Here is a 12,062-nt window from a genome sequence, read left to right on the forward strand (position 1 = left end):
TATCGGGGGCCAATCGTTCGCGATGAGACTATTCTTAGGGTAGTTTGGAGCCCAAAGGACGTGAACGAGACCACACGCGAGGTCATGACGTCAGCTTTTAGCTCCAACGATCTTCGGGGAATTCAAAACGGGTTCAGCGTTGATAGAAAGTGCCTTGCGACGCCCGAATTCACGAATGCTCTTTCAGAAAAGCAACTTGCACCCCCGGAGAGGATCGATGTGTGGGTTTCAGAAGCGCATAGTGATGCCGTTGTTTCCGTTGTTATCGACAGTGCAAACTGCTTTGAAGTGATAGCGACGCCCCAAAAAGCAACTAAGGAACTCCCATCTAATCCCGCGCATTCTGAGATTATAAACATAACAGGTAAAAGGGGGGATGGATTCGTAAAGAACCAGCTGCGCGTCAAATTGCAGCCGCTGTTCTCCAAGGCAGTGCCACTCGCCGACTACCAGTGGCCCAAGCAATCGGGGAACTCCTGCGCAACGGGTATCATCGCAACAGGCATCGCTTTCATTCGGAAAATGCTTAAAGGATACTTATCAATTATACGCCGAGTGTGACAACGTCCAGGTGACGTTTATTGCCATTTTCGCGCCCAAGCGCGCAATTCGAGTTTCGCCTTTTCAGGCCATTGCTTAATCGGCGGTCGGACCACGATTTTCTGGCCATCGGGCCTCCAGGCCGCATAGACCGCTTTCTGACGCGATGCGAGGAATAGCAGTCCCGCTTCATCCGAACACATATGCGGTCGGCAAGATGTGCCGACATAGTCATCGCCTTTGAATTCGCCGCCGGCGACGCCGTTCATAAGTTCCTGATACCACGCGAAATCCGGCCCGAGCAGATTCTTGATGCTGGCCACAACCCCGGCATTCGCGAATGCCTCAGAAGGACGCTTCAATTTTCGCTCGCGCAAATTGCTCCAGTCAGCTGCGGTGTTGGCTTTGAATGGCTCCGCCGCAAGTTCTGCAATGCCGTCCTTGGGCGTCCAGCTCCAGCGTTCTGAGTCATGACCTGGACCAGGGTTTGTTGAAAATAGGATGCGGTCGCCTTCCACTTGGTGTTCCACCGAAAAACAAGTGTCGATTGGTCCATCCATTTTGGGTTCGCCGCCAGGAGGGAAGGATAAGACAAAAGGCGAGCTGTCGCACGCATTGCCTCCGTTCGCGGAGTAGCCGATCAGAGCGGGCGTGCCGTCAACGATGGCGATTTCTTTGAACCCGATGATCGCGTCTTTGTGAATACTGCGACCGTCAACCTTCAATTCATTGTCGAAAGCCGTGCCTTCGACCGCGATCTCGTGCCCGGCGATCTTTTGGATGTCCACGGCAGCAGCGGCATTTGCAATAACAACAAACGCTGAGACGAAACTCAATAGGAATGACAAGCGATGCCGCATGCCTTTGCCCCTTCCAAAGCCCGTTCGCGCTGGTGACCTCATCTTTAACATCCTCCCTTGTCGGCTTTTGTCAGGTAACAGCAAAAGGTTTAGTTCGCCGCGCTTCCATAATTGGTCTATTCTACATAACATCATGTCCGCTGCAGGAGGGCTATGCGGTGTCTAAATTACGTGAGGCGGCAGCTATACTTACATTCACACTCGTAATGTTTATTTCAATAAGCTACTTCCGGCGCGACGAGGCGCCCCCACCTGAAAATAAAGAAGCAGATATCTATGGTACTGGAACGGTATTCTACAACCAGCAAAGCGCAGTTGGGGCGTCAGAGCTTGCAATTGTCCGACAGTTAGCGAAGTGGCCAATGCGGGAAGTTCAATCTTTCGTCGACGAACTGCTCGAGACCTTCAAGAAAAACGAACCATCTCCGAGAGCGGAAAAGCTGCTTAGTGTGCTGCAGGGATCGTCGGTGACCGTTGTTGACGCGTCGCACATGATCTCTGATAAAAGATCAATCGACTCGTTGGTTTCTTATCGGGAAGCGATAGAAAAAACTTATTGCCTCGACGTCGAAGTTCCACCCATCCCGTCGGACCTGGGGGGAGCGGCGACTGAACATCTGGAACCGTTTTCTATCAAAGGAAACCCCAACGTGTTCATTCTTCAGGCGATCGAGCGCTGCCAAGATAGATGGCAATCTAAAGGACTGATTAAACAGGATATAGGCCTGAAAATTGCGGCGATCGTTACCAGCCGAATTCGTGACAGCAAGGCAGCGAGGCGCTGACATTAATATCGCCCCGAGCTGCTAGAACGTTTGATGAAGTGAATGCCGCATCAGACGTTGAAATACCAATTAATGTCCGGTTGTCCTATGGACACGCCTTTTAGTTGATTTAATACTTCCATCATTAGTTGGGGCGCCTTCATGAAATCGAGAACGATAGTTGGCCTCCTTGCGGTGCTTCCGCTGGTAGGATGCGGGAACATCACGCTGCCGGCAGCGGTCAAGATGAATGATGGCCAGGCACTGATGGGCACGACGACCGCGGCCTTGAGCGGAGGCACGTTCCAGGTCGCCACACCGAAAGGCGATACCTCCTGCAGCGGGAACTATGACGCTCTCGACACTCGGCCCGTCATATCGGCACCGGTGCGCTGCTCCGATGGCCGCTACGGCACGATCTCAGTCTTGCGATCGCCCGACGGTATGAGCGGAACGGGAACCGTCACGCTCGCCGACGGCTCCCGCGGCAATATCGCGTTCGGCCGCGCTGCGCGGTGCTAGCCCCGCCCGGCTTCACCAGCGACCAGCGCTTCGTCGACCGATTGGGCAAAAGTGACGCTCCCGTCCGACAACAATGTCGCCGGCAGCACGGCCTCGCCAGTCTATGCCGTCTCGAGCACCTACGCCCCGTCGACGCGCGTCTACACCGGCAACTGCCCGACGCCGGATAGCCTCGACGCTGCTGGTCATCGCTGCGGCGCCCGAAGCGCGGCCTCTCGGCCTGGTGGCTATGATGGATATTCATCTTGGGCGAGGCCGGCGCCGAGCTATGGCGGAAGCGTCTATGTGGGCGGCTATTATCGCAAGAACGGCACGTATGTGCACAGCTACACTCGGCGACGCTAACGTGAAAGGAAAGCATCTATGAAACGTCTGTTTTTCGCAGCGTGTTTTCTCGCCGCAGTCTGCGGCAACGCTAGAGCCAGTGCGCTTGACGTCGTGATCGCTCGCATGCTCGGGACGATTACCGTGCGCGCGGAACCTTCAATGATTGAGGGACGGCTTTCCGGTTGCCAATACGTCTTCAGCGCCCTGACACAGGACTGGACCTATCGAAAAGGACAGTATCTGAAGGTCGATGGCTCGATATCCATCATCAACACCGGCAGCAACGTCGGCACCACGCTTAAGGTGGTGGTGAATGAGGTTGTTGTCTCGCCGCAAGAGGGTTTCAAGTTGGTTCCGGCGGCGCCGAGCCGTGCGTATCTGATTGGCAATGACTACCAAACCAACCTGTCGGCGTTCGTCGCGTCAACGCCGTCGGACACACCTGGTGCGCTCTTTTCGATCTTCAATATCGATCCCACGTTGGCAATCATGGCCGCCGCAGCTCAAACTAACAAAGTCACTGTCGCCTTCAATAAAGCCGGCGGTGACACTGACATTCTTCTCCCGCTTGAGCTGGATGTGAAAGCAACATCGGATGAAGGCGTTAGAACTCATTCACCGGAGACAGGGGCGAACTTCGCTAATTGCATCAGCGCGTTGGTTAAGGGTGATGGGGGTTGATGTCGTCACAGCCAACCAGCTTTACAGCAATGCCGTGAATCCTGTGGAAAGCGGCACTCGGGCGGTATCTTTGCAACCATAGGATTCGATTTTCAACCGCGAATCGCTCAAATGGTTAGGTCGACACGTGTTCGAGACGTGTCGACCCAAAGTAGTGGCAACCCGGTCAGGTTGCTGTGTGATCACCGCCGGACCTTGAGTCAAATGGCGGGAGCAGTCAAGGCCTGACCGGTCCTTTTTAGAGAGGACTGACAATGTCGAGTAAATATCCACAGCCCCACCGCCTGACGTTCGACGACGCCGTCGACGTCTGGCTTCGCCATTGGGCAGGCTGAATATCAGCACACGACCGCGGCGAGCTATGGCGTCAATCCCGGTCGGATCAATGAGATCCTTAAAGGTCATAAGCACGATGGCAGCGAAGCCGTCGCAAGATCGCGAAGGAGTGCTGCATAATGTCTCAATGGGAAATTGCGCTCGTGCGTGAGCAGGGTATCAACTTCGCGGTAGCAGCCGTCCGCGACCATGTCATCCATAATCGTCGAGAGGCTGATGGCGTGATCTCGGCTCTAGCCGTTCGGCTTGGACAGCCTGTCGTGTTGCTCGGAGCGCAGCGACACGAAACATATGGCCGGCAGGACATTGTGCGGTTCCTGCGAAATGTCCATCCGTCGCAGTTGCCTTGGCGACGTGTCACCCTGAACTCCTAACTATCCCGGGCGCGTCAAATTCGGCGCGCCCGCCCCACACTCAAAAAGTTAGCCAATAGCAGTGAAGAATTTTCAAGAAAGCATTCTGGATGCGATCGGGCGCTTCCTCATAAGCGACACGAAAAGCATCTGGAGTTTGGAGTATTGGACGACGGACAGCGGCATTACTGCCGTATCGACCTTGATTGGCGCGGTTGTCGGCGCCGGTATAGCCGGTAGTATTCAAGCGCTCGTTTCCCGCCAGGAATTCTCACGAAATAGAGCTCAAGCAGAGGGTGATAGGCTCGAAAAGCAGAAGGCAGCCGCAGTGAAGATCACTGCAAAGGTTTTTACAATTTCCAACCAGCTCTACTCCATCCTCGCAACGTTTTTAGACGCGCTTGAAGAAGCTCGGGCAGGCGGCAATCAGAATATCGCGTTATGGCAAAGATTGCTGCCAATTAGTGGCTTGCCGTTGAACCCAACCAGAATTGACGAAGACGAAATAGCGCTTCTGTTTGTGATGAGAAAGGGACAGACCGCCACCGATCTGATGCTGCTGTCGGAGAAATTTTATTCGCTAGTAGAGGCGGTGCGGACATTCAACGAGCGCCGGACGCAGCTGACCGACGTAATGCCTGCATCGATGACCGGAGCGCTTGGCACAACGATTCTAACCGAAGACCAATATCGTGCAGTCGCCCCTCGAATGCACGAACTAACCGTTCTTGCCGAGGGAATCAGTGAGGCGCTCGTCGAGGATATCGACTACACGATAGCAACTGTCGAAAAGATAGGCCAAGAGTTTGAGGCCCACTTCGGAAGGGGTGCCGTCCCAATTGCGAATTTTCCCCCAATCGTGCAAGAGCGGTTGGAGAGGTTCAAGGCTTTGATTGCTGAAAACGGATCTTCAATGGAGGCTGTACATCCATATGCCTCGTCATTCTGGACAGTTTAGTTTGTCAGATTGTTGCAGGAGGCTGGAGACAGATACGCGGGTGGAATAGTCCCTGCCACCACCAGCGTCAGCTACCGAGCGCCTTCTTCACCCAGACGCCAACCTCATCGCCGCTGCTCATGTCGGACTGTACCAGCCCGTCTATCATGAAGGTTGGCGAGACGTGGATGCCGTTCTGCCGGGCATATTTGCAGTGCCATTTGATCTCCCGGTCGAGATCCGGGATTGCGAAGGCTTCCTTCAGCTTGACGCCGCTGTAGCCTTCCAGGCGCTCGATGATCTGGTTCGGCGTCACATCCATATTCGGGCCGCCGGCATGACGCTCGAATTCGAACTCCTCGCGATGGGCGGCGATGGCTGATATCACCTTCTTTGCTGTCTGCTTGCCGCCTTCTAACGTTGAGGCTGCGATGATGCAGCGGACGAGGACGCCCGAATACATGTGCCAGGGTTGCGACTGCAGGCGGATCTTCACGGTGATCTTGTCTTCGCCGGCTTGGCTCAGCAGGTCATCGAGCTTGTTGAACGTTTTGACCGAATAGGGGCAAGTCGGCTCCAGAAAGGCTTCGAAGATGCGGGGTCCAGTGCCCCAAGTGAGCGGATCGGCATGCCAGGAAGTGGTCGTCATGGAATTCCTCCGAAGGTGAGATATCTGAAGCGACTTAGGTCACCAGGCTCCAGAAGCCATGCCTCTTGCCGTGCCGACGCTTAAGTTCTGCGACATAGATGTCATGGGGTCTTGTGTCGCCGAAGTCATTGATATGAGGCGCAAGCGATGCGCAGTCCGCAAGATGCCTCGCCGCATGCTTATAGCGGCTGGACCGGCCGCTATCGAGCGCGAAATCGATCATGGAGCGCAAGAGGATGGTTGCCGCAAGCGGATGTTTCTCCGCCAGAGCTTCGGCCGCCGCCGGCATCAGCTCATAGAGATTGCCATCCAGTTCCGCCTTCCGCCTCATCACGAGTTTTGCTGCCTCGGCCGGTGCCGGCCAAAGCAGGAAAAATGCAAGCGCCTGGTGGACGTCCGGGAAAGCCTGAGCATGGGCGAATGCCTTCTCCTCGGCCTCCAGATCGTCGAAGTCCGGCAGTCGCTTGAGGAAGGCGCGGAGATGCTGATCGTGCAGCGACTGCTCGAAGCACGTCCATCGATAGGTTTGGGCCTCCTCTCGTCGCCCCAGGGCCTCGAGCGTCTCGACGCGCGCGAGTTGCCATTCGAATGGCATGCCGGCCCGGCCTGTCGCATCGACCTCATTCAGCACCTCAAGTGCTTCCTTCGCCCGGCCGGCCGAGACCAGGCGATTGGCGATGTCGGCCGCAATCATCGGCATCTTGCGCATTTTCTCGGATTGCTGAGCGATGTAGGCATCAACATCGCCCTGGGCGTCGGCAATTTCCTGCAAGGCTATGCGCACCGTCAGATCGCGCTGAGTGCCGTAGATCTCGTCTTCGTAAAGGGGGCCCGCGCTACCCCAGCCGATGACCTGGCGCTTGTCATTCGTCGGCTTGTCTTTCGGCTCCTTGGACCATTGAACGAAGAGCGTTTTCAGGCAATCGAGACCATCCTTGCCGAGAGCTGGCGCCATTGCCGAAATCAGGTTGTCGTATTGGCCGTAACCATCGTCTTGCACGGCTTTGAACACCTTATCGGCCAGGACATTGGAGTCGATTCTGGCGGAGGCGGCGATTGCGGCAGCATCCTCGCAAGCCTGATGAAAACTTTGGATGAGAGAACTGCTGCTGTCACTGGATCTCTCAAAGATCGGATTCGCCAATGCGAGGAACTGCCATATCAGTTCGAAAGCCTCCTGGGGATCATCGGCTGCAACCGTCTCTGCGATCGTCTTGCGCTGCGTTTCCAGGTCGTTCTTCAGCGCTTTCACTTTGCGCCAGTTGATGACGGTGCGGGCGCGGGCAATGCTGACAAGTCGCTTTCGCACCTCACGCGCCACCTCGGCGCCGCCGTGATTGCCGGCAAGCTCCATTCGAAGCCGACGCTTGTGGGCAGCACTGCCCATGCTGATCTCGATCAGCAGCTCAGCAAGGCGCTGCGCACCAAGGGATTCGAGATTCGTCGCATTGAGTGTCGTCTTGGCTGCCATCGGTCATCGCTGTCGTTTCTGCGGGTGACCCTACCCTGCAGGCGGTACGAGGCCAAGGTCTCGGAATGTGTGCACGGGATAATCCCTCGGGCACCTCGGATTAGCTAAAAACTAACGCTGCCTCGTAACGACTCCTAAAGCCGGTTTTGGCACCTTGTTGCTTGTCGAATATTGCTTCCAAATTTCTCGCTGGGGTTGATTATGAGCCATAATAAAGACGCCTGGGTCAGCCAGCGCGCTTATTCACTATGGGAATCGGAAGGCAGGCCGGATGGGCGTGGGGAAAGCCATTGGGCGCAGGCGCTGAGGGAGTTCGAACAGCTGGAGCTGACGAAGGCCTCGCCTGATGGAAACGACCTCATCGAGAAGCTGAAGGCAGCCGGACGGCTGCTGCGGATTTATGACGAGGCGGCTCCCGCCGTCGAGAACGACCGGCAGATCAAGGCGGCCCGCTAAGCCATATTATCAATCCCTGGGTTGCCGAAATATTCAGCGGCATTCCAGGCGAACGACCGGTCTTCCCGGCAGGCGTCTTGCCACTTCGGTGAAACCGGCATCCAGAAACATCGAGAGCGTTCCCGGATAAAGCTCGGCTCCTTTCGAAGCGCGGGCTGCCTGGTCGACGGGGTATGCCTCGAGACATTCGGCCCCGTTCGCCGTCGCAAATTCGACGGCATGTTTCAGCAGCAGTCGCGATAATCCCTGCCGCCGGAACGGCTTGCGGACGATGAAGCAATTGATCGACCAGACCGGCTTGTCATCGACCGGCGCAAAGGGTTTTGAACGGCGCAGCCGGTCGAAAACGATGCGCGGCGCGACACCGCACCATCCGGCCGGCTCGTTCTCATGATAGCCGAGAATGCCGGGCGGGCGCGGTTCGGCGAGCAGGCTTCGGAACCAGTTGCGATTTCCCTCGCCCCATCCTGCCTTGTAGTCGGCATTCGGAAGATACCAATAGGCGCAGCGACAATTCCGGCCGTCGGCGCAATCGTCGAAGACCGCTTCTATATCGGCCAGGCGGCCGGCGGTGGCGGGGAAGAAAGAGAAGCGATCCGGCATCCGGGCAAGTTATGGCGCGGGCCGACGATCGGCAAGCGGTCGCCCGCGTGCGGCTCGTCCCGACGTTACTGGCGTGCGGCCCAGCTCAGGCCGCGTCGCAGGATGAGGGGCATGTAGGGATGGTCGAATTCGGCCGCGACATGGCCGAGGGCGGAATAGAAGATGCGGCCGGCGCCGAAATGGCGCTTGAAGACGACGGGCATCACCACATTGCGGGCCGCCGGATCGTAGGCGCCGGTGAAGGTGGTGGTCGCGAGGATTTCGACGGTCGGATCATAATGGAGATAATATTGCTCCGAACGATAGTCGAAATCGGGAATGCCCTCCATGACGGGATCGTCCTGGCGGGTGACGGCAACGCGAAAGTCGATGATATTGCCGGGATGGGCGACCCAGGTGACGCCGGAGATATAGCGGAAAGGCGCGCTTTCCTTGAAGGACGTGGCGAGCGCGCCGTGATGGCCGGCAAGTCCGAGCCCGCCGCGCACCGCTTCGACGAGGCCGATGGCATGCTCCTTCTCAAGCTTTTCGCCGGTAATGATCGGCACCAGCAGATCGGCTTTCGCCAGCGTCGGAGATCCGAATACGCCGAGATCGCCGGTCACCTCGACGGTAAAATCGTCCTCGCGCAAGAGATCGGCGACGATATCGGCACATTGCTCCGGCTCATGGCCTTGCCAGCCGCCCCAAACGACCAATGCCTTCCTCATTCGCGCTCTCCTGTCTGATGGCTGCGGACCGTTGATCATCACATGGTGGTGCAAGCGCCTTAGATCGGGCCGCTATGCAAATCACGCGAATAATTTATGCTTCCTTCTGATCCGGCATATATTGCGCAGGCGGATCGCACCCGGTCGAACGTGGCTTCGGCATTTGACGTATTGTCCGTTGACGCCGATCGCAGTTCCTTCTTTTTATTGACGTGTATCTCGTCTAGGTTTCTCCCATCTCTCAACGAAAAATAAGGGTGGTGCATGGCAGGTGAAACGGTTCTTGTCGTCGGCGGCGCCGGCTATATCGGCTCGCATACGTGCCTCGACCTGGCGAACAAGGGCTATACGCCTGTCGTCTTCGACAATTTTTCGAACGGCCATCGCGAGTTCGTCAGATGGGGGCCGGCCGAGGAAGGCGATATTCGCGATCGCACCCGGCTGGACGCGGTGCTGGCCAAACACAAGCCGGCGGCGATCCTGCATTTCGCGGCGCTGATCGAGGTCGGCGAATCGGTCAAGGATCCGGTTTCCTTCTACGAGAACAATGTGATCGGCACTTTGACACTGCTTTCGGCGGCACAGGCGGCCGGCATCAACGCCTTCGTATTCTCCTCCACCTGCGCCACCTACGGCCTGCCGCAGAGCGTGCCGCTCGACGAGACGCACCGGCAGGTGCCGATCAATCCCTATGGGCGGACGAAATATATCGTCGAACAGGCGCTTGCCGATTACGACCATTACAGGAGCCTGCGCTCGGTGGTACTGCGCTATTTCAATGCGGCCGGCGCCGATTTCGAGGGCCGGATCGGCGAATGGCATCAACCGGAAACGCATGCAATACCGTTGGCGATCGACGCGGCACTCGGCCGCCGTCAGGGTTTCAAGGTGTTCGGCAGCGATTACGAAACACGCGACGGCACCTGTGTGCGCGACTATATCCACGTGCTGGATCTTGCCGATGCGCATGTGCGCGCCGTCGAATATCTACTGAAGGGCGGCGATTCCGTCGCGCTCAACCTCGGCACCGGCACCGGCACGACAGTCAAGGAATTGCTCGGCGCGATCGAGGACGTATCGAACCGGCCTTTCCCGGTCGAATATATCGGCCGTCGCGAAGGCGATTCGCATACGCTGGTCGCCAATAACGACAAGGCGCGCGACGTGCTCGGCTGGGTGCCGCAATATGATCTGTCCGAGATCATCCGCTCCGCCTGGGACTGGCATGCAAAATCCAACCAGCATTGAGCCAACCAGCATCGAGAAAGCGCGCCGGCCGAACGTCCTGCTGATCACGGCGGATCAGTGGCGCGGCGATTGCCTGTCGGCTGTCGGTCATGCCTGTGTAAAGACACCTGGCGTCGATGCTCTGGCGCGGGAAGGCACCCTGTTCCGGCGGCACTATGCCGGCGCGGCGCCCTGCTCACCGGCGCGGGCCACGCTCTATACCGGTCTCTATCAGATGAACCACCGGGTCTGCCGCAACGGTTCGCCGCTCGATGCCCGCTTCGACAATCTGGCCCTGGCCGCCCGGCGGGCGGGATACGACCCGACGCTGTTCGGCTACACCGATACGGCGCCCGATCCGCGCGGGATGGATGGCGGCGATCCGCATCTAACGAGCTACGAAGGCGTGCTGCCGGGCTTTACGGCCCGCCAGCTTCTGCCCGAGCACGAAAGACAGTGGCTCTCCTGGCTCAGGTCTCGCGGCCATGCCGATGCCGTCAGCCGCGATATCCATATTCCTGTTGGTGCTGGAGCCGGAGAAATTTCAAATGCGGCGCCGGCCTATTCGCGCGACGAGACCCAAACGGCTTTCCTGGCCGGCGAGTTCATCCGCTGGATGGGCGAACAGGACAGGCCGTGGTTTGCGCATGTCTCCTTCTTACGTCCGCATCCGCCGTTCTCCGTGCCGGAGCCGTTCAACCGGATGGTCAAGCCAGGCGAGGGACCGGCTTTTGCCCGCGCGACAAACCGCGAAGCGGAACCGGTCAGCCATCCCTACCTCGCCTATGCCATGCCGCGCGCTGACAAGGGCAGCTTTATCCACGGCGCAACGGGGCCGCTCAGCGGCTGGAACGCCGAGGATTTCGCCGCGATCCGGGCGATCTATTACGGCATGATATCAGAGGTCGATGCGCAGCTCGGCCGCATCTGGCAGGCCCTCAAGGATGCGGGCGCCTGGGACGATACGCTTGTTGTCTTCACCTCTGATCACGCCGAGATGGCGGGCGATCACTGGATGCTCGGCAAGGGCGGTTTCTTCGACGGCAGCTATCATATTCCTCTGGTGATCCGCGATCCCGCAAGCAGTGCTGCGGGTGGGGTCGTCGACAAATTCACCAGCGCTGCGGATATTTTTCCGACACTTTGCCAAAGGTTTGGCATCGACGCGAAGAACGGGCTCGATGGCCGGTCGCTCATGCCGTTCGTCAGGGGTGGCAGCGGAAAGGGCTGGCGGGACGCGGCATTTTGGGAATTCGATTTCCGCGACATTGCGCATGGTGAGGCCGAGCAGCATTTCCGGCTGCGGTCCAACGAATGCAATCTCGCGGTGATCCGCGACGGGCGGTTCAAATATGTGCATTTCACCGCCTTGCCGCCGCTGCTCTTCAATCTTGCCGACGACCCGATGGAACTCGACAATGTCGCGGCGGATCCGGCCTATGCGGCGATACGGCTCGACTATGCCGAGAAGCTGCTGTCGCTCCGCGCACGCCATCTCGATCAGACGCTCGCCTATACCGAGCTGACGGAAAGAGGGCCGGTGACGCACCGGCCCTGATATTACAGCGCCGCGCGTCTTTTTCAGACGCGCAAAGGACGCTGTAACACTTTGAATCGCTCCATAAT

At 57.9% G+C, this 12,062-nt stretch carries 14 protein-coding genes; 9 read left to right on the plus strand and 5 right to left on the minus strand.

The genetic code is table 11. The features are described 5' to 3' along the window. Positions 1-60 precede the first annotated feature (60 nt). The gene (locus ACM5SV_RS07010) at positions 61-561 is read left to right on the plus strand and encodes a hypothetical protein (protein ID WP_222016890.1); all 501 of its coding nucleotides are present in this window, start codon (positions 61-63) and stop codon (positions 559-561) included. A gap of 17 nt (positions 562-578) precedes the next feature. Here ACM5SV_RS07010 and ACM5SV_RS07015 read toward each other — a convergent pair whose 3' ends face one another. After that, complete coding sequence (locus ACM5SV_RS07015) at positions 579-1,400, minus strand: hypothetical protein (RefSeq protein ID WP_222016888.1); 822 nt, start codon at positions 1,398-1,400, stop codon at positions 579-581. Here ACM5SV_RS07015 and ACM5SV_RS07020 point away from each other — a divergent pair. From ACM5SV_RS07020 to ACM5SV_RS07040, 5 genes are all read left to right on the plus strand, one after another. Beyond that, the gene (locus ACM5SV_RS07020; protein ID WP_222016884.1) at positions 1,382-2,185 is read left to right on the plus strand and encodes a hypothetical protein; all 804 of its coding nucleotides are present in this window, start codon (positions 1,382-1,384) and stop codon (positions 2,183-2,185) included. The genes ACM5SV_RS07015 and ACM5SV_RS07020 overlap by 19 nt on opposite strands. Before the next feature lie 141 nt (positions 2,186-2,326). Then, positions 2,327-2,686 carry a hypothetical protein gene (locus ACM5SV_RS07025; protein WP_222016882.1) on the plus strand — a complete coding sequence of 120 codons (360 nt, stop codon included), beginning with the start codon at positions 2,327-2,329 and terminating at the stop codon, positions 2,684-2,686. A 51-nt stretch (positions 2,687-2,737) separates the two neighbouring features. Continuing rightward, entirely contained in the window at positions 2,738-3,031 is a 294-nt protein-coding gene (locus ACM5SV_RS07030) for a hypothetical protein (RefSeq protein WP_222016880.1), read from the plus strand. Between the two features lie 18 nt (positions 3,032-3,049). Next, complete coding sequence (locus ACM5SV_RS07035) at positions 3,050-3,694, plus strand: hypothetical protein (RefSeq protein ID WP_222016878.1); 645 nt, start codon at positions 3,050-3,052, stop codon at positions 3,692-3,694. A 771-nt stretch (positions 3,695-4,465) separates the two neighbouring features. After that, complete coding sequence (locus tag ACM5SV_RS07040) at positions 4,466-5,341, plus strand: hypothetical protein (protein ID WP_419425168.1); 876 nt, start codon at positions 4,466-4,468, stop codon at positions 5,339-5,341. A gap of 67 nt (positions 5,342-5,408) precedes the next feature. Here ACM5SV_RS07040 and ACM5SV_RS07045 read toward each other — a convergent pair whose 3' ends face one another. Further along, positions 5,409-5,969, minus strand: coding sequence for a DsbA family protein (locus ACM5SV_RS07045; protein WP_222016869.1), 561 nt, complete (start codon positions 5,967-5,969; stop codon positions 5,409-5,411). A 34-nt stretch (positions 5,970-6,003) separates the two neighbouring features. Then, complete coding sequence (locus ACM5SV_RS07050) at positions 6,004-7,440, minus strand: DUF6880 family protein (protein ID WP_222016867.1); 1,437 nt, start codon at positions 7,438-7,440, stop codon at positions 6,004-6,006. Positions 7,441-7,641: 201 nt separating this feature from the next. On the opposite strand from ACM5SV_RS07050, the gene ACM5SV_RS07055 reads away from it, so the two are divergent. After that, positions 7,642-7,896 carry a DUF2934 domain-containing protein gene (locus tag ACM5SV_RS07055; protein ID WP_012759475.1) on the plus strand — a complete coding sequence of 85 codons (255 nt, stop codon included), beginning with the start codon at positions 7,642-7,644 and terminating at the stop codon, positions 7,894-7,896. A gap of 33 nt (positions 7,897-7,929) precedes the next feature. Here the strand turns inward: ACM5SV_RS07055 and ACM5SV_RS07060 are convergent, their stop codons facing one another. Next, positions 7,930-8,499, minus strand: a complete 570-nt coding sequence (locus ACM5SV_RS07060) for a GNAT family N-acetyltransferase (protein WP_222016864.1) — start codon at positions 8,497-8,499, stop codon at positions 7,930-7,932. A 65-nt stretch (positions 8,500-8,564) separates the two neighbouring features. Further along, positions 8,565-9,209, minus strand: coding sequence for a ThuA domain-containing protein (locus tag ACM5SV_RS07065; protein WP_012759473.1), 645 nt, complete (start codon positions 9,207-9,209; stop codon positions 8,565-8,567). Between the two features lie 264 nt (positions 9,210-9,473). Between ACM5SV_RS07065 and galE the strand changes: the two genes are divergently transcribed. Both galE and ACM5SV_RS07075 read left to right on the plus strand, forming a co-directional pair. Continuing rightward, the gene (gene galE, locus ACM5SV_RS07070) at positions 9,474-10,457 is read left to right on the plus strand and encodes a UDP-glucose 4-epimerase GalE (protein WP_222016861.1); all 984 of its coding nucleotides are present in this window, start codon (positions 9,474-9,476) and stop codon (positions 10,455-10,457) included. Beyond that, positions 10,435-11,994 carry an alkaline phosphatase family protein gene (locus tag ACM5SV_RS07075; protein ID WP_222016859.1) on the plus strand — a complete coding sequence of 520 codons (1,560 nt, stop codon included), beginning with the start codon at positions 10,435-10,437 and terminating at the stop codon, positions 11,992-11,994. The genes galE and ACM5SV_RS07075 overlap by 23 nt, the downstream gene beginning before the upstream one ends. The last annotated feature ends 68 nt before the right edge of the window (positions 11,995-12,062 follow it).

It is taken from the genome of Rhizobium sp. CRRU65, assembly GCF_048551595.1.
In the GTDB taxonomy this organism is placed as follows: Bacteria; Pseudomonadota; Alphaproteobacteria; order Rhizobiales; family Rhizobiaceae; genus Rhizobium; species Rhizobium leguminosarum_J.

Excerpts from the sequence above, each read along its gene's own strand:
- ACM5SV_RS07065 (WP_012759473.1), bottom strand. The coding sequence starts at position 9,209 with ATGAGGAAGGCATTGGTCGTTTGGGGCGGCTGGCAAGGCCATGAGCCG.
- ACM5SV_RS07050 (WP_222016867.1), bottom strand. The coding sequence starts at position 7,440 with ATGGCAGCCAAGACGACACTCAATGCGACGAATCTCGAATCCCTTGGT.
- ACM5SV_RS07060 (WP_222016864.1), bottom strand. The coding sequence starts at position 8,499 with ATGCCGGATCGCTTCTCTTTCTTCCCCGCCACCGCCGGCCGCCTGGCC.
- ACM5SV_RS07055 (WP_012759475.1), top strand. The coding sequence starts at position 7,642 with ATGAGCCATAATAAAGACGCCTGGGTCAGCCAGCGCGCTTATTCACTA.
- ACM5SV_RS07075 (WP_222016859.1), top strand. The coding sequence starts at position 10,435 with ATGCAAAATCCAACCAGCATTGAGCCAACCAGCATCGAGAAAGCGCGC.
- ACM5SV_RS07045 (WP_222016869.1), bottom strand. The coding sequence starts at position 5,969 with ATGACGACCACTTCCTGGCATGCCGATCCGCTCACTTGGGGCACTGGA.
- galE (WP_222016861.1), top strand. The coding sequence starts at position 9,474 with ATGGCAGGTGAAACGGTTCTTGTCGTCGGCGGCGCCGGCTATATCGGC.
- ACM5SV_RS07020 (WP_222016884.1), top strand. The coding sequence starts at position 1,382 with ATGACAAGCGATGCCGCATGCCTTTGCCCCTTCCAAAGCCCGTTCGCG.
- ACM5SV_RS07025 (WP_222016882.1), top strand. The coding sequence starts at position 2,327 with ATGAAATCGAGAACGATAGTTGGCCTCCTTGCGGTGCTTCCGCTGGTA.
- ACM5SV_RS07015 (WP_222016888.1), bottom strand. The coding sequence starts at position 1,400 with ATGCGGCATCGCTTGTCATTCCTATTGAGTTTCGTCTCAGCGTTTGTT.
- ACM5SV_RS07035 (WP_222016878.1), top strand. The coding sequence starts at position 3,050 with ATGAAACGTCTGTTTTTCGCAGCGTGTTTTCTCGCCGCAGTCTGCGGC.